General features: G+C 71.6%; 16 protein-coding genes. 5 read left to right on the plus strand and 11 right to left on the minus strand.

Features of this window, described 5'->3' with window-relative positions; all coding sequences use genetic code 11:
- Positions 1 to 12 precede the first annotated feature (12 nt).
- From OG206_RS10600 to OG206_RS10640, 9 genes are all read right to left on the minus strand, one after another.
- Positions 13 to 1746, minus strand: coding sequence for an acyl-CoA dehydrogenase (locus OG206_RS10600; RefSeq protein ID WP_327114651.1), 1734 nt, complete (start codon positions 1744 to 1746; stop codon positions 13 to 15).
- The gene (locus OG206_RS10605) at positions 1743 to 3488 is read right to left on the minus strand and encodes a fatty acyl-AMP ligase (protein WP_327114654.1); all 1746 of its coding nucleotides are present in this window, start codon (positions 3486 to 3488) and stop codon (positions 1743 to 1745) included. Before OG206_RS10605 ends, OG206_RS10600 begins: the two co-directional genes overlap by 4 nt.
- A gap of 124 nt (positions 3489 to 3612) precedes the next feature.
- Positions 3613 to 3804: an acyl-CoA carboxylase subunit epsilon gene (locus tag OG206_RS10610; protein ID WP_327114656.1), complete on the minus strand. Its 192-nt coding sequence runs from the start codon at positions 3802 to 3804 to the stop codon at positions 3613 to 3615.
- A 136-nt stretch (positions 3805 to 3940) separates the two neighbouring features.
- Positions 3941 to 4570: an antibiotic biosynthesis monooxygenase family protein gene (locus OG206_RS10615; protein ID WP_327114658.1), complete on the minus strand. Its 630-nt coding sequence runs from the start codon at positions 4568 to 4570 to the stop codon at positions 3941 to 3943.
- Complete coding sequence (locus OG206_RS10620) at positions 4557 to 5543, minus strand: aromatase/cyclase (RefSeq protein WP_327114660.1); 987 nt, start codon at positions 5541 to 5543, stop codon at positions 4557 to 4559. The genes OG206_RS10615 and OG206_RS10620 overlap by 14 nt, the downstream gene beginning before the upstream one ends.
- A gap of 112 nt (positions 5544 to 5655) precedes the next feature.
- On the minus strand, positions 5656 to 6687 hold the full coding sequence (locus OG206_RS10625; RefSeq protein WP_327114662.1) for a ketoacyl-ACP synthase III family protein: 1032 nt from the start codon (positions 6685 to 6687) through the stop codon (positions 5656 to 5658).
- Between the two features lie 25 nt (positions 6688 to 6712).
- Complete coding sequence (gene cimA / locus OG206_RS10630; RefSeq protein ID WP_327114664.1) at positions 6713 to 8335, minus strand: citramalate synthase; 1623 nt, start codon at positions 8333 to 8335, stop codon at positions 6713 to 6715.
- Positions 8336 to 8520: 185 nt separating this feature from the next.
- Positions 8521 to 10290, minus strand: a complete 1770-nt coding sequence (locus tag OG206_RS10635) for an MFS transporter (protein WP_327114666.1) — start codon at positions 10288 to 10290, stop codon at positions 8521 to 8523.
- 98 nt (positions 10291 to 10388) lie between these two features.
- On the minus strand, positions 10389 to 11435 hold the full coding sequence (locus OG206_RS10640) for a CaiB/BaiF CoA transferase family protein (protein ID WP_327114668.1): 1047 nt from the start codon (positions 11433 to 11435) through the stop codon (positions 10389 to 10391).
- A 181-nt stretch (positions 11436 to 11616) separates the two neighbouring features.
- Here OG206_RS10640 and OG206_RS10645 point away from each other — a divergent pair, with 181 nt between their 5' ends.
- The 5 genes from OG206_RS10645 to OG206_RS10665 all read left to right on the plus strand — a co-directional run bounded on the left by OG206_RS10645 (position 11617) and on the right by OG206_RS10665 (position 17544).
- Positions 11617 to 12843: a cytochrome P450 gene (locus tag OG206_RS10645; RefSeq protein ID WP_327114670.1), complete on the plus strand. Its 1227-nt coding sequence runs from the start codon at positions 11617 to 11619 to the stop codon at positions 12841 to 12843.
- 76 nt (positions 12844 to 12919) lie between these two features.
- Positions 12920 to 14041 carry an epoxide hydrolase family protein gene (locus OG206_RS10650; protein ID WP_327114672.1) on the plus strand — a complete coding sequence of 374 codons (1122 nt, stop codon included), beginning with the start codon at positions 12920 to 12922 and terminating at the stop codon, positions 14039 to 14041.
- 39 nt (positions 14042 to 14080) lie between these two features.
- Positions 14081 to 15325, plus strand: coding sequence for a cytochrome P450 (locus OG206_RS10655; protein ID WP_327114674.1), 1245 nt, complete (start codon positions 14081 to 14083; stop codon positions 15323 to 15325).
- On the plus strand, positions 15322 to 16344 hold the full coding sequence (locus OG206_RS10660) for an NADP-dependent oxidoreductase (RefSeq protein WP_327114676.1): 1023 nt from the start codon (positions 15322 to 15324) through the stop codon (positions 16342 to 16344). Before OG206_RS10655 ends, OG206_RS10660 begins: the two co-directional genes overlap by 4 nt.
- A gap of 93 nt (positions 16345 to 16437) precedes the next feature.
- Complete coding sequence (locus tag OG206_RS10665; RefSeq protein WP_327114678.1) at positions 16438 to 17544, plus strand: winged helix DNA-binding domain-containing protein; 1107 nt, start codon at positions 16438 to 16440, stop codon at positions 17542 to 17544.
- Positions 17545 to 17769: 225 nt separating this feature from the next.
- Here OG206_RS10665 and OG206_RS10670 read toward each other — a convergent pair whose 3' ends face one another.
- A complete protein-coding gene (locus tag OG206_RS10670; protein WP_327114679.1) occupies positions 17770 to 18813 on the minus strand; it encodes a ketoacyl-ACP synthase III family protein in 1044 nt (347 codons plus the stop codon).
- 13 nt (positions 18814 to 18826) lie between these two features.
- Complete coding sequence (locus OG206_RS10675; RefSeq protein ID WP_327114681.1) at positions 18827 to 19054, minus strand: acyl carrier protein; 228 nt, start codon at positions 19052 to 19054, stop codon at positions 18827 to 18829.
- Positions 19055 to 19102: the final 48 nt, after the last annotated feature.

The raw sequence follows: 19102 nt of genomic DNA on the forward strand, positions 1-19102 counted from the left end.
CCGGGGTGGTGGTCAGGCGAGCGGCGAGCTGTAGAGGTCGTAACTGCGGCGGTTGTGCAGCCGGGCCATGGCCTCGTCCAGCACCAGCCGCTCGCAGTCCTCCGGCCGGTCGGGCAGGGGGAGCCCGAGCCGTCTGACGAGCCGGTACAGCACCGCGGTGGCCCAGGCGGGGGACGCCAGGAAGGAGTCGGTGCGCCCCGGCCCGGCGTGCCGCTGCTCGCGCCACACCCCGAGCGCGGCCGCCCCCGCGAGCACGAGGGTGTAGCGGTCGGCGAGGCCGAAGCTGTACGGGCTCGACAGCGCCTCCCTGTCGCCCTCGGGCACCTTCTCGAACGCCTTCTTCAACTCGACGAGCTCTCCGGTGAGCGCCCTGGCCAGGAAGCGCAGCGGCGGGCCGCCGTCCCCCTCGTCGCCCTGCCCCCCGACCGATTCGAGCAGGTCCGTGCAGGCGACCAGGGTCGCGGCGAGCGGGTCGCCGTCGCCGAGCAGCGCCGGCTGGGACAGGTCCAGCGGCGGCAGCGGCTCGTGCGGGCGGAACAGCGAGGGGGGCGGCTCGGGGTCGGCGAACCAGGCGTGCCGGGCGAAGTACGGCAGCTGCGGAAGGATGCTGACCTGCCGGCCGGCGCTGCCCGCGTGCCCCAGTGAGGTGACGGGCAGGTCCCGCCGCTGCTTCTGGAACATGCCGTACGCCCCGTCCTGGGCGAACGTCTCCTCGCCCAGCACCGACGACATCGCGTCCATGCTCTCGGCCACGAGTTTGGGCGCCAGGTACGCGGCGGCCGCCGCGTACGCGCTCATCTGGCGGGGCAGCAGGTGCAGCGCCCTGGTGGCCACCAGGGCGAGGCAGTCGATGACCAGCAGGTCGAGGAAGCCGCCGGTGATCACATCGCGCACGTGCTGCACGTCCAGCGAGGAACGTCCGTCGGCACGGGTGCGGTTGGCGAACCGCGCGACGGTGCGCAGCGCGGTGTCCGCGCCCGCCAGCACGATGGAGGGGATCAGCCCGCGGATGAGGAGGGAGGAACGCAGGGACAGCTCGTAGCCGTCGCCGACGGCGCCCAGCACCGCGTCCGACGGTACGGGGCACTCGCTGATCCGCAGGCCGCCGAACTCGGCGCTGCGCATTCCGGTGGTGGCGCGCCGGGCCAGGTCCTCGACCCGTTCGGCGGGCAGCTCGTCCCGGTCGAGCAGCAGGACCGTGTGGCTGCGGCCGCGCTCGGCGCCCTCGGTGCGGGCGAAGATGACCAGGCCGGTGGCGCGGGAGGCGTTGGCGATGGCGGACTTGCTGCCGTCGAGGACCATCCCGCCGGGGACGGGGCGGGCGGTGAACTCGTCGCGCACGAAGTCGTTCCCGTGCGCGACCTCGTGCCGGGCGACGGCGACGCGGCGGCCGTCCAGGAGCAGCCGGGCGGCGTGCCTGCGCTGGTCCGGGTTGCCCGCGGTCCATACGGGGGCGGTGGCGAAGAAGCAGTTGAGTCCGTAGCCGAAGCCGAGGGAGGCGTCCCGCCGGAAGACGGGGCGCAGGAGCCGGCCGAGCACGTCCATCCGCTCCAGCCGGCCGCCCACGTCCGCGGGGACGAATTCGGCGTTGAGGTCGAAGGCGTCCAGCACCCGTTCGGCCTCGGGCAGGACCTCGCCCGCCGCGTCGGCGGCGAGCAGCCCGGCGGTGCCGAGGGGGTTGGCGGTGTCGTCGAGGGGGCCGAACGCCTGCTCCAGGGCGTCGATCCGCTCCTCCGCGGTGGTCATCGCTGCCTCCCCGACGCGAGCAGTTCCTCGATCTCGGGCTCGATCCGCTGGTGCAGCGGGGTCAGTTCGCCCCGCAGGAACAGCCTCCGCATGGCGGCCCGTTCCACCTTGCCGCTGGTCGTGCGGCGCACCGTGCCGGGGCGGACCAGCAGGACTCCGGAGGTCCGGATCTCGTACTCCTCGCTCAGCCGTCTCTGGACCGCGGTCGCGAGGGCCGCCAGGTCGACGTCGTAGCGGCTGCGGGCGCGGAGTTCCTGGACGATGACGACGCGTTCGCGCTCGCCGGGCACCGCGAAGGCGGTGGCAGCGCCGAAGAGTCCGCTGACCTGCTGCACGGTGCGTTCCAGGTCCTGCGGGTAGAGGTTGCGGCCGGCGACGACGATCATGTCCTTCAGCCGCCCGGTGACATGGAGCAGGCCCTCGCTCAGCACGCCGAGGTCACCGGTGCGCAGATACCCTTCGCCGCCTCCCTCGATACGGCGGTCGAAGGTCGCCGCGGTCTCCGCGGGGCGGGCCCAGTAGCCGGGACCGACGCTCTCGCCGCGGACCCAGATCTCGCCGATCCGGCCGTCGGGCAGGGCGCGGCAGGTCTCCGGGTCGACGATGCGCAGCTCCGCCGAGGCCGCGGGTCCGCAGTGCGCGAGCGTCCTGGCCCGGCCGGCGGGTGCCGTGAGCACACCGGTCTCCAGCGCGGCGGCGTCGACGGTGCGGGTGGCCGCCGCCGGAGCGGTGGGGGTGCCGGAGACGAGGAGGGTCGCCTCGGCCAGTCCGTAGCAGGGGGTGAGTGCGCCGGGGCGCAGTCCCGCCGGGGCGAAGCGCTCGGCGAAGTCCGCGAGGACGTGAGGGGTGACGGGCTCCCCTCCGTCGACGGCGACCTCCCAGTGGGACAGGTCCAGGCCCGCGATCTGCGAGTCGTTGATCCGGCGTACGCACAGCTCGTACGCGAAGTCGGGCGCTCCGCTGACGGTCAGCCCGTAGCGCGAGACGGTCTCCAGCCAGTTCGCGGGCCGCTTGACGAAGGAGCGCGGGGTCATGAGCACGGAGGTGCCGCCGAGCCACAGGGCGTGGAGCAACTGGCCGACGAGGCCCATGTCGTGGTGGAGGGGCAGCCAGCCGCCCATCCGGATCCCGGGCCGGGTGCCGAGCGCGTCGGCGATGGCCCGCTGGTTGGCGAGCAGGCTCCGGTGGGTGACGACGACCCCGCGCGGGTCGCGGGTGGAGCCGGACGTGTACTGCAGGTAGGCGACCGTGTCCGGGGTGGCCGCGAAGGGCTCGGCCGGGGTGTGGGCGGTGGTCGCGGCGGGGCCGTCGGCCAGCAGGCAGACGACCTGGCCGTGGCCCGTGCGCGCGAGCAGCTGGGAGACCTCGGCCGCCTCCTCGGTGGAGGTGAGGACGCAGGTCGCCGCCGAGTCCTTGACGATGCCCGCGATCCGGTCGTCGTGGTGGCCCCGGCCGCCGGGCGGGGCGACGGGGACGGCGATCGCTCCGGCGTACAGGCAGGCCAGGAAGCCGGTGGTGAACAGTTCGCGTGAGCGGTGCGCGATCAGCACCCGCTCCCCCGGCGCGACATGGCGGCGCAGCGCGGCGGCCAGCGTGCGGGCGGCGCGGTCGAGTTCGCCGTACGCGACGGTCCGGGGCCGCAGGCCGCCGTCCCGCTCGGTGAGGAGGATGAGGGCCTCCCGGTCCGGCGTGCCGGCGGCCTGGGCCTGGATGTGTTCCGTAAAAGTCTGGTGACCGTTCACGCCTCCCCCTCCCATGTCGTGACTCCGTCAAGAACGGGCCGCGACTGGCTCTGCTGTCGGCAAGGTAGGGGTGTGCCCTTGAGGGTTCCTCGACCTCGCCCCCGGATGTGCGGCGAACTCCGCTTCACGGCGCGGTCCAGGTGACCGCGGGCCGGTGACCGCCGCGCTTGACGGTCCATCCCGCGTAGGCCGCTCTGGTCTCCTCGTCCGGTTCCCCGGAGCGCCGGGCCAGAGCGAGGAGCACGGCCGTGACGGCTGCCAGCTCCGCCGCGTCGGGCCGGCCGCGGACCACGGTGATACGCATCGGATTCGCCATGCCTACAGAGTGCGCGCACCTGCTCGAAGCGCGCTCGCGCCCGGGACGCGCCGGAGCCGGGGGCCCGTCCCGCCCGGCCCGGGGGCCGGGCGGGGCCCAGCGGCCCTCGGCTCCGGTGGTGCTGGTCGGGGTGGTGTCAGATCAGGACGCGCTCGTAGGCCACGTGCCGGGTGCGCTCCTCGACGACGTCCGCCGTCCGCCGCACCTGCTCGGCGAGCGCGCGGCGTCCGTCGTCGGCCAGGGCGCGTTCGCAGTCCTCGGAGTCCTGCCACCACTGCAGCCCGGTGTACACGTCGGGGCGGAGCGTGGAGCGCAGCAGGTCGCTCCCGCCGTAGCCGCCGAGCCGCGCGAAGTGCTCGCCCGACTCGGCGAAGTACCGCTCGAAGACCGCACGGTCGCCGAAGACCCTGGCCCGGGTCAGCAGGACGTTCGCGGACCCGACCACGGCGTCCGCCCTGAGCACCCGGGCGACGCTGACGGCCTGGTCCACCTCGGTGTCGACCAGGGGGCCGAGCTGTTTGACGTGGGCCTGGAAGGTGTCGTCGTGGACAGTGTCCAGGAAGCCTCTCGTGGTCCGCCAGTGCCCGAGGTGCACGTACACCTCCGGGCGCTCGACGAGCTGGACGGTGACGAGGAAGTCGAAGTCCTCGCGTCTGCGCAGGTACTGGGAATGGTCCCTGAACTCGCGCTCGAACCGTTCGGTGTCGCCCTTCACCTCGAACCGGTTGACCACCGTGAGAGGAGTGTCCTGACTACGATTGTGCACGCGCTTCCTCCGCGAACTGCTTGGCATGACGCAAGGTGGTGGAGCTGTTCGTGCCGAGGGACCTGCGCACCAGCGCCCGTGCCTCGGCGAGGGTGGCCTCGGGGCCGAGTGCGGTCCGTACGCCCTCGGGGTCCAGGGTCACGGTGTGCCAGGAGGTGGCCCTGACGGTGCCGTCCCCCAGCGACTCGATCACCCACCGGCCGGTGTGGCCGGCCATGGCGACGGGGACGCGGAGCTGCTTGTAGACGATGACGTCGCGGTCCTCGAAGCAGACCCTGACCGAGGTGGTGTTGTGGGTGGAACCGTCCGGGCTGCGGGTGTCCATGTCCATGTGCTGGATGCCCGGCTCGTCCTCGGTGAGGTCGAGCCTGGCCACGTGCGGCAGCCGTTCGGGCCAGAGGTCCGCGCGGTCCAGGAAGGCGTAGACGTCACCGGCGGCACCGAAGACGGTCGCGGAGTCGCTGAAGGTGAAGTGGAGTTCCTCGCGCGCTTCGCCGAGCTCGGCGGTGTTCTTCAGGGCGAGGAGTTCGGCGCGGCTGTTGCCGTCGACGGCTGCCTCGATGAGCTCCTCTGCGGCCGGGTCGCCGTCCACGGCACGGTAGTCGTGCAGGAGCGTGACGCGCGTGGTGCCGTCCTCGAGCTCCTGGACGCGCCATTCGCCGCCCATGGAGGCGACGGGTGCGGCGGTGACCACCTGGCGGAAGGTGATGGTGCGGGCGACGGGGTCCAGGAGGCGGCGGGAGGTCCAGGTGCGGACCTTGTCGCCGGCGACGGCCCAGATGCGCAGGAGCTGGTCGCCGCCTTCCGCGGGGGCCTCCTCCAGCACCTCGACGTGCACGGTGGGCCCGAACACCTGGGGCCACTCGGTGACGTCGGCCACGAGCGCGTAGACGGCGGCGGCGGACGCCGCCACGGTGATGGAGTGCTCCGTGACATGGAGTGCTTCGGTCTCGGACGTAGCGGTCGGCGCCACGGCAAACCTTCCCTTCGAACAGTCCGCAGCAGGGCGGATCACAAGGCTGACATGAATGACTCAAGCGGAACTGGAGAAACGGTGGACTCGGCCGGGGAGTGCGGGACGGCCCTCAGGCGGCCCAGTCGGGGCGTTCGAGTACGTCGACGACGGCGCAGCCCCAGCTGTAGCCGGCGCCCACGCTGACCAGGACGATCCGGTCGCCGGGGCGTGCGCGGCCGGAGACCGTGAGGTGGTCGAGGCCCGCGAACTGGTCGCCGGCACCGAGGTGTCCGACGGTCCGGTTCCACTCCCAGGTGGTGCGCTCCGGGTCGATGCCGAACGGCTTGTGGTAGATGGAGTCCAGCCGGCGGCGGCCGAAGTGCGGAAGCACCACCCAGTCGGCGTCGGCGAGTTCGGACCCGGCGTCGGCCAGGGCCTGCTTGATGACCGTCTGCTGGCCGCTGTGGGCCCGGGTGATGGCGTACGAGATCCCGGCGCGGCCGACGAAGGCGCGCTTGGCCGCCTCGAAGTCGACGGGCATCCGGTGGCCGAACGGGGCGGTGGTGAAAGGGTCGTCGCCGCGGTGCAGCGGCTCCAGCTCGGGATCCGCGTACAGCGCGAGCGAGACCAGCCGGGCGAATCCGCCGCGCCGGGAGAGGACGAGCGAGGTGGCGCCGTCGGCGTACGGCGTGCCCGGGTCGGTGTTCCAGCGGTCGATGCCGGGGGCGCAGAACCGGTCGGCGGTGGTGAGGAGGGCGTCGCTGTGCCCGTGGCCCGCCGTGAGGTAGGCGGTGGCCAGGTCGAGCGCGGCGAGCCCGCCGTTGGACATCTGCCGGACCTCGATGGCCTGGCAGGTGTTGCCGAGCGCTTCGCGCTGGATGTAGGAGGCGACGGGCCACAGGTCCTGGCCCTGGTGGTAGGTGTCCGCGTGCAGCAGCAGATCGACGTCCCCGCCGAGGCTGCCGGACCGCTCCAGCGCGGTCCTGGCGGCGGCCACGGCCATCTCCGCGGCGGATTCGTGGGGCGAGTACGCCACCGACTCCATGCCGGTCGCGGCGGCCACCCGGGGCGGGCAGGCCCCGGAGGCGACCGCGTCGGCGACCGGGATTCGGGAGGGGAGCCGGGTGGAGGTCCCCCGTATGTAGACGTCTTCCAGACGCACTGTCACTCCAGATGAGGTCGCGGGCTCAGCCCGTGGCGGCGGCCAGGGGCGGGGCGTCGTCGACCCGTCCGGGCGGCCCGTCGAGCAGGACGTAGTGGACGGCGTCGAGGAGCGCCTGCCAGCTGGCCGCCGTGGTGTTGCCGTCCACGCCGACGGTGCCCCAGTGGCGCTGCCCGTCCCGGTAGGAGATGAGCACCCGGGCCGCGGCCCCGCTCCCGGTCTCCCCGCTCAGCACCCGCACCCGGTAGTCGACGAGTTCGAGCCGGGCGAGGGCGGGGAAGCAGGGGTCCAGGGCGGTGTGCAGCGCGGTGTCCAGGGCGTTGACAGGGCCGTTGCCGTGGCCGGTCGCGGTGACGGGCCGGCCCTGCACCGTGAGACGCACGGTGGCCTCGGTGCGGACCTGCCCGCCGCTGGTGCCGGAGACGCCGACGGACCACGACTCGACCTCGAAGGGCACGGGGCCGCGGCCTCCGGCCAGCTCCTCCCGCAGCAGGAGCGCGAAGGACGCGTCGGCGGACTCGAAGCTGTAGCCGCCGTTCTCCAGTTCCTTGACCCGCGCGGCGGCGCGGGCCACCTCGTCGGAGCCCGCATCGAGGTCGTACCCCAGCTCCCGTGCCTTCAGTTCGATCGACGAGCGGCCGCCCATGTCGGAGACGAGGGTGCGCATGGTGTTGCCGACGAACTCCGGCGTGGTGTGCTGGTAGAGGTCGGGGTCGACCCGCAGCGCGGACGCGTGCAGGCCGGCCTTGTGGGTGAAGGCCGAGCCGCCGATGTACGGCGCGGCAGCGCTGCCCGGGACCTGGGTCAGTTCGGTGACGGCCCGGCCGGTCGCCGCGAGCCCGCGCAGTTTCTCCAGGGGCACGACCTCCCGGCCGCGCTTGAGCACCAGGTTGGCGATCACGGTGAACAGGTCCGCGTTGCCGCAGCGTTCGCCGTAGCCGTGTGCGGTGCCCTGCGCCTGGACCGCTCCGGCGTCGATCGCCGCCATGGTGTTGGCGACGGCGCACCCGGTGTCGTTGTGGCAGTGGATGCCGAGCGGCGCGCCCGTCAGCGCGAGGGTCTCGCCGACCACGGCGCCCACCTCGTCGGGCAGCGAGCCTCCGTTGGTGTCGCACAGGACGACGGTCTCGGCGCCGGCCTCGGCCGCAGCCCGCACGACGGCGAGCGCGTACTCGCGGTTGAGCAGGTAGCCGTCGAAGTAGTGCTCGGCGTCGACGAACACCCTCCGGCCCGCATGCACCAGGTGGCGTACGGTGCCGCTGATCATCGCCAGGTTCTCGGCGAGGGTGGTGCGCAGGGCGTTGCGCACATGCCCGGTGTGGCTCTTGGCCACGAGGGTCACCACCGGGGTCTCGGCCTCAAGCAGGGCGCGTACCTGCGGGTCGAGGGAGGCGGGTACGCCGGGACGCCGGGTGGCGCCGAAGGCGGCGAGCACGGCGTTCTTCAGGTCGAGCTCGGTCCGGGCCCGGTGGAAGAACTCGGTGTCCTTGGGCACGGCACCCGGCCAGCCGCCCTCGATGAATCCGACCCCGAGGTCGTCGAGCCGGCGTGCGACGGCGAGCTTGTCCTCGACCGTCAGCACCATGCCTTCCTGCTGGGTGCCGTCGCGCAGGGTCGTGTCGTAGAGCTGGAAGCTCTGCTCGGCCATCGCCCCTCCCTTGTCCTGTGTGCGCCGGCGATGGCCGGCCGCTGTCCGGATACTTCCCCCACGGTCCGGCGGCGGGCCGGAGAAAGGCTCGAGCGGTGATGGACCGTGCGCACACGACGGTGCGGCGGGAGCGGACGGCAGAGGCCGTCCGCTCCCGCCGCACCGTGAGCGGGGGTGTTACGGAGTCAGGAAGCCGGGGCGGCCTCGGGGGCCTTGCCGGCCTCCTCCTCGTCCTCGGGGGCTTCCAGCCTCATCTGCCGCGGAATCGCGAGCATCAGGAGGAAGGCGAGGACGACGACTCCGCCGAAGACCCACAGGGTGGTCTGCAGGCTGCCGGCGAAGGACGTTCCGGTGGCGTCCTTGGCGTAGCCGGCCAGGACCGGGGCCGCCTGCTGGTTCTGGAGCGCGGGGACGGCGCAGCTCTCCGGGACGACAGCCGGGTCCTTCTCCTCGACCCGGTCGACCGCGCACGTCCGGTAGGCCGCGACGGTGGTGTCCGCATCCCCCGGGGTGAGCCCGGCGGTGGCGACGAGTTCCCTGCGCAGTTCCGCGGACTGGTCGTCGATCGCCGTTCCGGTGTTGCCCACCAGTCCGGCGAAGAAGACGACGCTGACCAGGGCGCCGCCGACGGCGAAGCCGAGCTGGGCGTTGGTGTGAACGATGCCGGAGGCGGAGCCCGCGTCCTTCTGCGGCACCTCGGAGATCACGATCTGCGGCAGCGGGGCCGCGATGAGACCGAAGCCGAGACCGATCAACAGCATCGGCACCACGAGCTGCCAGGAGCTGATGCCGCTGCCGTACTCGCCTGCCGCCCACAGGAAGGCCAGCGCGCCGACCACGGTGACGACCGCACCGGACTGCAGCACCTTGCGACCGAACTTGGGCACCAGGACGACCATGGCCGCCGAGGAGGTGAGGAAGGCGCCGATGCAGAACGGGAGGCTCGTGAGCCCCGAGCGCATCGGCGACCAGCCGAGGCCGACCTGCATGTAGACGGTCCAGCCGATGTTGAACATGCCGATGCCGACGTAGAAGGCGAGGTTCACGCCGAGCCCGGAGGAGAAGCTGCGGATACGGAACAGCGCCAGCTCCACGAGCGGTGAGCCGTCCAGGAGGGTCTTCTTCTTCTGCCACAGGATGAAGGCGACGAGCACCGGCACCGACGCGGCCATCGACACGAAGCCCCACAGCGGCCAGCCCAGTTCGCGGCCCTGGAGCAGCGGGAAGATCAGCAGGAGCAGACCGGCGGTGGCGAGGACGACGCCCCTGACGTCGAGCTTCAGGGCGTGCGGTGCCTTGGACTCACGGAGCACGCGCGGGGCGTAGATCAGCCCGAGGATGCCGACCGGGATGTTGATGAGGAAGATCAGACGCCAGCCGAGGCCGAAGAGGTCCCACTCGGCAAGCGGTCCGCCCGCGCCCATGCCGACCGCGGCGGCCACACCGGCCACACCGCCGTACATGGCGAAGGCGCCGGCCCGCTCCTTGGCGGAGAAGGTGACGTGGATGATGGCGAGGATCTGCGGAACCATGACTCCGGCGAAGGCGCCCTGGATCATGCGGGACGCGACCAGCTGCCAGGGCTCCTGGGCGATTCCGGCTCCCAGCGATGCCAGCGTGAAGCCGGCGACGCCGAGGAGGAACATCCGCTTGCGGCCGTAGATGTCGCCCAGCCTGCCGCCGAGGATCAGCATCAGCGCGAAGCTGAGCTGATAGCCCACCAGCACCCACTGGATGATGGAGTAGCCGCCGCCGATGCCTTGCTGGATGGTCGGGGCCGCCACGTTCGCGATGGTGCCGTCCAGCATGTCCATGAAGGCGGCGACGAGCAGCACCAGCAGGGCCATCCAGCGCTTCGGGTCGGGCGGCGCCGCACCGGTTCGCTTGTCCGCAGCCGTCTCGTCCCTTGCCACCTCCGTCTCCGTGGACGGAGCCTGCTCGGAGGAAATAGCCATGGTGTACCTCTCAGATCTTGGGGGGACCGGGATAGTCCTTGGGGGGTTCCGCAGGTGGCTGGACAGCCTTGGACCATCGGACCGCAGGATGCCCGATGTCAGTGGAATTCCACTGGAGTGCGGCTGAACCGCGGGGCCACTGCGGCAGGACCGCTTCCGCGTGCCAGGTGGTGCGGGTGAGATGCCGCCTCCGCGGCACTCAGCACCGGCGTGACACAGGCCTCGGTGCCTTCGAACAGCTGCGCCCAGTGATCCCGGTCCCCGGTGATGAAGCGGCTCGCGAACTCCCTGCGCAGCGCCGGCCAGTTGTGCGGTTCGTCCCGGTCGGACAGGGCCGCGCCCGCCAGTCCGAGGCCGTGCAGCAGCGCGGCGTAGAAGCGTTCCTCCAGGGCGCCGACTGCCACGTAGCCGCCGTCGGCGCACGCGTAGGTGGTGTAGAACGGCGCTCCGCCGTCCAGCAGGTTCGCGCCGCGCTCGTGCCGCCACTGGCCGGCCGCCTCCATGCCCACCAGCATGCCGAGCATCGCCCCGGCACCGTCCACGATCGCGGCGTCGACGACCTGCCCCCGGCCGGTCCGCTGCCGCTCGTACACGGCCGCGAGGACCCCGGCGACCAGGAACATCGAGCCGCCCGCGAAGTCCCCCAGGAAGTTCACCGGGACGACGGGCGGCCCGCCGGCTTCGCCGATCGCGTACAACGCGCCACTGAGAGCCAGGTAGTTGATGTCGTGTCCGGGGGCCCTGGCGAGCGGTCCCTCCTGCCCCCAGCCCGTCATCCGGGCGTAGACGAGGGCGGGATTGCGTTCCAGGCACACCTCGGGTCCGATACCGAGCCGTTCGGCCACCCCCGGTCTGAAGCCCTCGACCAGGATGTCGGAGCTCTCGAGGAGGCTCAGGAGCTCCGCGACGTCGTCGGGGCTCTTCAGGTCCAGTGCGATGCGGTGGCGTCCGCGGTCCAGGACCTGGTGCCACTGTTCGAAGGAGCGGCGGCCGTCGGCCCGGTCGATCCGGATCACTTCGGCGCCCAGGTCGGCCAGCACCATGCAGGCGAAGGGCGCCGGCCCGATCGCCGCCAGTTCGACCACTCTCAGCCCGCTCAGGGGCCCGGTCGCGGCGGACCGGCCCTCACTCGCTGCAATGCCCATCCCGGGAGGCTAGGAAGCCTGTCCGGAAACCGGCTCGGGCCGCGCTCGCGCCGGGCTCGCACCGCGGCGCACGGACTCCAGCTGTGCCCGAGCGGGCGCTGGCACCGTGCACCGGGAACTCTGTGCCGTCGGAAACCCGACGTTCTTCACGAGGAACGATTCCCCAGAGGAAGGATCCACTGTGACAACCAGTGCTACGGAGCCGGGCACCGCCGAGGCGGAGACCAGCACCTTCCCCTACAAACGGCAGTGCCCCTTCACTCCTCCGAAGGAGTACGCGGAGATCGTCGAGAAGGACGTCTCCCAGGTCACGCTGTCCGGATCCGGCCTCCGCATCTGGACGGTCGCGGGCTACGAGACGATCCGGCAGCTGCTGACGGACCCCCGGGTCAGCGCCTCGCGCCGGCACGACAACTTCCCCTTCTACTTCATCGCCCCGCCGGAGTACCGCACCGAGACGTCCTTCATCGGCTACGACGGCAAGGCGCACAGCGACACCCGCCGCAAGGCCGCCCTGACGTTCACCAGCCGCCAGGTGCGCCGGCTGCGGCCCCGGATCGAGGAGATCGTCGACGACCACCTCGACAAGCTGCTGGCCATGGAGCCCGGGGTGGACTTCCACCACGCGTTCTCGCTGCCGGTGCCGATGACCGTCATCTGCGAGCTGCTGGGCATTCCGCAGGACCGGCACGAGTTCTTCATCAAGCACGGCACGGCGCTGCTCGGCGGGCACAGCTCCACCGAGGAGCGCCAGGCCGCGATCGTCGAGGTGAACGCATACGTCAGCGACCTCATCCAGCTGAAGAAGCGCGAGCCGGGCGAGGACCTGCTCAGCCGTGCGATGGCCGACTACGAGGCGTCCGGCGAGGAGTACACCGACCGCGACCTGTTCAACATGGTCCGGCTCCTGATGAACGGCGGCCACGAGACCACGGCCAGCCAGATCTCGCTCGGCACCGCCTGCCTGCTGGAGAACCCCGACCAGCTGAAGCTCCTGCTGGAAGACCCCTCGCTGGTCAAGCCGGCCGTCGAGGAGCTGGTGCGGTTCGCGACCATCGGCGACACCGCGGTGCCCCGGGTCGCGCTGGAGGACATCGAGATCGGCGGCTCCGTCATCCGCAAGGGCGACGGCATCCTCTGCCTCGGTCTCGCCGCGAACCGGGACCCCGAGGTGTTCCCCGAGCCGGAGAAGCTCGACATCACCCGCGGCAGCCGCAAGCACCTGGGCTTCGGGCACGGCGTGCACCACTGCATCGGCGCGGACCTCGCCCGTCTGGAACTGGAGATCGTGTGGAGCAAGCTGTTCCAGCGCATCCCGACGCTGCAGCTCGCCAAGCCCTTCCTGGAGATACCCCGTAAGGAGGGCGCAGTGATCTACGGACTGTGGGAGCTGCCGGTCACGTGGTGAGGTCGACCCGTGCTCGAGCAGCCATCCGTAGCGTGCCGTGGCACCGCACCCCGGCGGCAGTCAAGGAGGAAGACGTATGAGCACGGCACTCACGCCTTTCCGCGTCGGGTTCCCCGACGCGGATCTCGCCGACCTCGGCGAGCGGCTGGCCCGGACCCGGTGGCCCGACAAGGAGACGGTCGGTGACTGGTCGCAGGGTGTGCCGCTGGCCTACCTCCAGGAGCTCGCCGAGTACTGGCGGAGCACCTACGACTGGCGGGCGGCCGAGGCGCGGCTGAACGCGCTGCCGCAGTTCCGCACCGAGATCGACGGTCTCGGCATCCACTTCCTGCACGTGCGCTCGCGCCACCCGCAGGCGAAGCCGCTGCTGCTCAGCCACGGCTGGCCCGGATCCGTCATCGAATTCCTGGACATCATCGGCCCGTTGACGGACCCCGAGGATCCGGCGGACGCCTTCCACGTGGTCTGCCCGTCGCTGCCCGGCTTCGGCTTCAGCGACAAGCCGGACGAGACGGGCTGGACGGTGGAGCGCACCGCGGCCGCCTGGGCCGAGCTGATGAACCGGCTCGGATACGAGCGGTACGCGGCGCACGGCACCGACTGGGGCTCCTTCCTGACCGGAATCCTGGGCGAGAGCGACGCGGAGCACCTGGTGGGCATCCACCTGGCGATGCCCTTCGCCCGCCCGCCGCAGGAACAGGTGGAGCTGGACGAGCGGGATCTGGCCGGCCTGGCGGCGCTCAAGGAGTTCCAGACCCACGAGGGCGCGTACTCCGTGCTGCAGGCCACCCGTCCGCAGACCCTCGGGTACGGGCTCTCCGACTCGCCCGTCGGCCAGCTGGCCTGGATGATCGAGAAGTACTGGGCCTGGAGCGACCACGACGGCGACGTCGAGAAGGTCATCCCCCGCGACCGGCTGCTGGACGCCGTGACGCTCGCCTGGCTGGCCGGCACCGGCACCTCGTCCGCCCGGATCTACTGGGAGAGTCACAACAGGATGGCGCTCGGCCGGGTCGACGTGCCCACGGCCTGCTCCGTCTTCCCCAAGGACGCCCGGATGCCGCGCGCCTGGTGCGCGCACCGCTTCACCGATCTGCGGCGGTGGACCGACCACGAGCAGGGCGGGCACTTCCCCGCCCTGGAGCAGCCGGAGCTGCTCGTCGAGGAGCTGCGCTCCTTCTTCCGCACGCTGACCTGAGACCCGAGACCTGAGACCTTCCGTCTGGAGGCACTGCCCATGACCGCCCGAACGACCGGGGTGAGTGAAGACCTGCCCGAATTCCCGTTCCCGGGTACGAGTTACCGGGGCCCCGACCCGATCTTCACGCAGTTGCGCGCGGAGCGGCCCGTCGCGCGGGTGCGGTGGAGCGGAGGCGGTCATGCCTGGCTGGTGACCCGCCACGAGGACGTCAAGTCGGTACTGGACGACACCCGTTTCAGCCGCGCCGCCTCGTACGCGCCGGACGCCCCCACCTTCAGCGGGCTGTTCCAGGCCCCGCCGGGAATGATCATCTCGCTCGACCCGCCGGACCACACCAGGCTGCGCGTTCTGGCCGAGCAGGCGTTCTCGCCGGCCCGGATCCAGGGGATGCGGCCCCGGGTGCGGGAGCTGGCGGGCCGGCTGCTGGACGCGCTGGACAAGGAGTGGGACGGCGGTCCGGTGGATCTGGTCGAGGGCTTCGCCGCTCCGCTGGCCATGGCCGTCATCTGTGAGCTGCTGGGTGTCCCGGAGCAGGACAGGGACCAGTTCCTCACGTGGGTACGCCAGTTCGCCGATGTGTCGGGTCCCGAGGAACTGGCCGTCGAGGGCCGCGAGAACCTCGGTGCCTATATCGCCGGGCTGGTGGCCGGCAAGCAGGCGGAGCCCGCCGACGATGTGCTCTCCGCCCTGATCACCGCCCGTGACGGCGAGGACCGGCTCGGCTTCGAGGAGCTGGTCGGGCTCGGCTACACGCTGCTGGGCGGCGGTTTCGACTCGGCGGCCGGCCAGATCTCCAACTTCGCCCTGACGCTGCTCGACCGCCACACCGACGTCTGGCGTCGGCTCGGCGATCACCCGGAGGACGTACCGGCGGCGCTGGAGGAGCTCCTGCGTACGGTCAACCTGACCGGCAACGACACCTCGGGGCTGCCGCGGATCGCCACGGAGGACGTGGAGATAGGCGGCGCGGTCATCCCCGCCGGGGACGCCGTGTTCCTCTCCTTCGCCTCCGCCAACCGTGACGGGTCGGTGTTCGCCGACCCCGACACCGCCGACTTCGGCCGGACCGTCAATCCCCACCTCGCGTTCGGGTACGGCATCCACCACTGCCTGGGGGCGCCGCTGGCCCGGGTGGAGCTCGCCGTCGCCCTGGAGGAACTGACCGGCCGCTACCCCGACGCGCGGCTGGCCGTGCCGGAGAGCGAGCTGCTCTGGAGGGCCGGCGATGTGAACCACAACCTGGTCAGCCTCCCCGTCCACCTGAGAAGGAGCACCACATGAGCAGCGTCGAACTTCCCGCCGTCAGCAGGGAGGTCCGCCTTGCGGCCTACCCGGTCGACGAAGTCACTCTGGAGCACTTCGAGTTCGGCGAGACCGAGCTGTCCGCGCCTGCTGACGGCGAGGTCGTCGTACGCAACGACTGGATGACGCTCGGCTCAGTGGCCCGCGACCAGATGAACCCCGACACGAAGCTGCCGATCCCGGTCTTCCAGCCGGGCGTCGCGATGTGGGGCCGCACCGTCGGCACGGTGGTCGCGTCCAACAGCGACACCCTCGCCGTCGGCGATCTCGTGGAGCACTTCTCCGGCTGGCGCGAATACGCGGTCGGCGACGCCAACGGGTTCTTCAAGCGTGACCGCTCCCTGCTGCCGGGCCCGGAGTACTTCCTGTCCCAGGGGCCGACGGCCTGGCACGGAATGGTCGGTACGGCGGCGGTCGCCGAGGGCGACACCGTGTTCGTGTCGGGAGCCACCAACGGTGTCGGCGCGCTGGCCGGGCAGATAGCGAAGCTGCGGGGCGCCAAGCGCGTCATCGGCAGCACCGGGTCCAAGGAGAAGATCGACTTCCTGGTCGAGGAGCTCGGTTTCGACGCCGCGTTCGACTACCACGAGGGGCCGGTGGCCGAGCAGCTCGCCGCACTGGCGCCCGACGGCCTCGATGTGGTCTTCGACAACGTGGGCGGCGAGCAGTTCGAGGCCGCGGTCCAGGTCGCGGCCCGCGGGGCCCGGTTCGCGCTGTGCGGTGCCCTGTCCGGGCAGCACGGCGCGGGTGACGGCGGCAGCCCCCGGCTGCCCCTGATGTCCGCCATCACCAAGGACCTGACGCTGCGCGGCTTCGCGACGCTGCACACGCCCGACCAGATCGAGGGCTGGAACGCCCAGTTCAGCACCTGGCTGCGCGAGGAGCGCATCGTCTTCCCGCACACGGTCGTCGAGGGCGGGGTCGCGGAGCTGCCGGAGGCGTTCGTGGCGCTGCTCGGCCGGAAGTACAGCGGCACGGTCCTGGTCAGGATGAGCTGAGACCGGCGGTCTTTTGTGCTGCGGTGGTGCCCCGGGGTCCGCGTGTCCCGGGGCACCACCGTCTTTTCATGGATACGAGGAAAGGATCCGGTCATGGTGACAGGAGACCCGAACGTGCTGGACCGACGGGCGCTCAACCGGAGCCTGCTGGCCCGGCAGCTGCTGCTGGAGCGCACCGGTCTGCCGGCCGTACAGGCGGTCGGACACCTGGTGGGGATGCAGGCCCAGGCGCCCAACCCGCCCTACATCGGGCTGTGGACCCGGCTGGCCGGATTTTCCATCGAGGACCTGGCGGACAGGTTCAGGGACCGCGAGGTGGTCCGGCTGGTGCTGATGCGGGGCACGATCCACCTGGTCACGGCGCAGGACTGCCTGGCACTCCGGCCGGTGCTCCAGGGCGCCCTGGAGCAGGGACTGAAGGGCACCTTCGGCCGGAAGCTGGCGGGGCTCGACACCGCGGACGTGGTGGCGCTGGGCCGTGAGCTGGTCGAGAAGGAGCCGCTCACGCTGGGCGGTCTCGGCACCCTGCTCGCCGAACGCTGGCCGGACCGGGATCCGTTCGCCCTGGCCAATGCCGTACGCAATCTGGTGCCGCTGGTGCAGGTGCCGCCGCGCGGACTGTGGGGCGAGAGCGGCCAGGCCGTGCACACGACGGCGGAGTCCTGGCTCGGCGGGGCGCTCGCGCAGAGCACCTCGCCCGACGCGATGGTCGAGCGCTATCTCGCGGCCTTCGGGCCCGCCACCGTCAAGGACATCCAGACCTGGTCCGGAATGACCCGGCTGGCCGACTCGGTGAACCGGCTCAGGCCCCGGCTGCGCACCTTCCGCGACGAGAACGGGCTGGAGCTCCTCGACCTCGCCGACGCTCCCCTGCCCGACCCGGGGATGCCCGTGCCGGTTCGCTTCCTGCCGGAGTTCGACAACATCCTGCTGTCGCACGCCGACCGCAGCCGCATCCTCACGGACGAGCAGCGCAAGCTGGTCTTCACCCGTAACGGCCTGATCAAGTCGACGTTCCTCGTGGACGGTTTCGTACGCGGGCTGTGGCGGATCGAGCAGGCGCGCAAGGAGGCGACCCTCGTGATCGAGCCGTTCGGCCCGCTGGGCAGGAAGGACCGCGACGCCGTCGCCGAGGAGGGGAGCGGCCTGCTCGCCTTCGCGGCGGCCTCCGCGACGACGCGCGGCCTCCGCTTCGACTGAGGGCTGTCCCGCCATCCCTGGTGGATCAGCGCGCGGCGTCAGATGCGGTGCATCGCAAGGCGGAGGGACGTTCGCATCCTGGATGTATTCGGGCGTTCCGACAACGCGGCGAGGTGCCGTAGCTGTCGTCGTGCGCCCGCCAGGGATGGCGGGACAGCCCTCAGGGGCTCACGACGGCGGGGGAGAGACCGGAGGGCCCGGTCTCTCCCCCGCCGTCGTACGCGGTCAGTTCGACCAGTCCAGGGTGTCGAGGATCTCCAGCACCGTCGTCGTCCACACGTATCCCGCACCGGCCGCCTGGAGGACCACCAGGTCCCCGGGCTTCGCCTCGCCGCTCTCCATGACCCGGTTCAGTCCGAGCACGGGGTCGGCGGTGCCGACCATGCCGGTGCTCAGGCCCCACTCGTGCGTCGTCCGCTCCCGGTCGACGCCCAGCAGGCCGTAGAGCCCGTGGGTCACGATCGACAGGGCGAGGTTCTGGTGGAGGAAGTACCGCACGTCGGGCAGCTCCACCTCGGCCTCGTGGAGGGCCTGCTTCATCGAGAGCTGCACGCTGGCGGAGATCTTCTCGATGGCGTCGTCGAAGTCCATGTCCTCGGCGAGCAGGTAGTCCGACTTACGCTCGCTGACCCCGACCGGGGCTCCCCCGGAGAACGGCGCGTCCGTCCAGCCGGCCCCGCTGCGGCCCATCGGCTCCAGCGAGGGGTCCGCGTGCGAGTACGTGGCGCGGACGCGGGCGAACCCGCCGCGGCTGGACAGGACGAGAGCCGCGGCGCCGTCGCCGTCGACGTTCTGCTCGTCCGACCCCCAGCGGTCGATGTAGGGCATCCGGAAGGCGTCGCCGCCCGTGATGAGCGCCGCGGTGACATCGGGGCGGGAAGTCACGTACGAGGAGGCCACCTCGAAGGCCGCCAGCATGCCGTTGCAGCCCTGCTTGATCTCGAACGCCGGGCCCGTGCCGCCGACCGTCTCGCGCTGCACGAAGCTCGCGGGGGTCCAGAAGTCGAGCCCCTGGTGTCCGATGTAGCTGTGCAGGACGAGGCCGAACTCGTCGTGCTCGTGCCCGGACCTGGCCACCGCCCGGCGCCCCGCGATCGCCGCCATCGTGGGGCCGGTCTCGTTCTCGGCGGCCACGTGGACCGAGCGGAAGCCGTTCAGCGAACGCTTCTGCTCCGTGTAACTGCCCGCGGCGATCGCCTCCTCGGCGGTCTCGATCCGCTCGGGCAGGTACGCACCCACACCGGCGACGTAGAGGTTGTTCCAGCGCATGTCAGTCTCTCCTTCAGGACGCGTAGAGGTACGCCGCGAGAGTCGCGGGGGTGGGCGCCTGGTAGATGCGGCGTACCGGGACCTTGATCCCGAACGCCTCATGGACGCGCCGGGTCAGTTTGGACGCCAGGAGGGAGTGCCCGCCCAGGTCGAAGAAGCTGTCCTCCTCATCGACGTCCGGCATGCCGAGAACTTCGCCGAACAGCAGGCAAAGCTCCCTCTCCCACTCCGTTGCGGTCACTGGTGCCTCCGTTGTCTTCTGCTTCGGTCGGTGGCCCCGGTCCGGGGG

It is taken from the genome of Streptomyces sp. NBC_01341 (assembly GCF_035946055.1).
Lineage (GTDB): Bacteria > Actinomycetota > Actinomycetes > Streptomycetales > Streptomycetaceae > Streptomyces.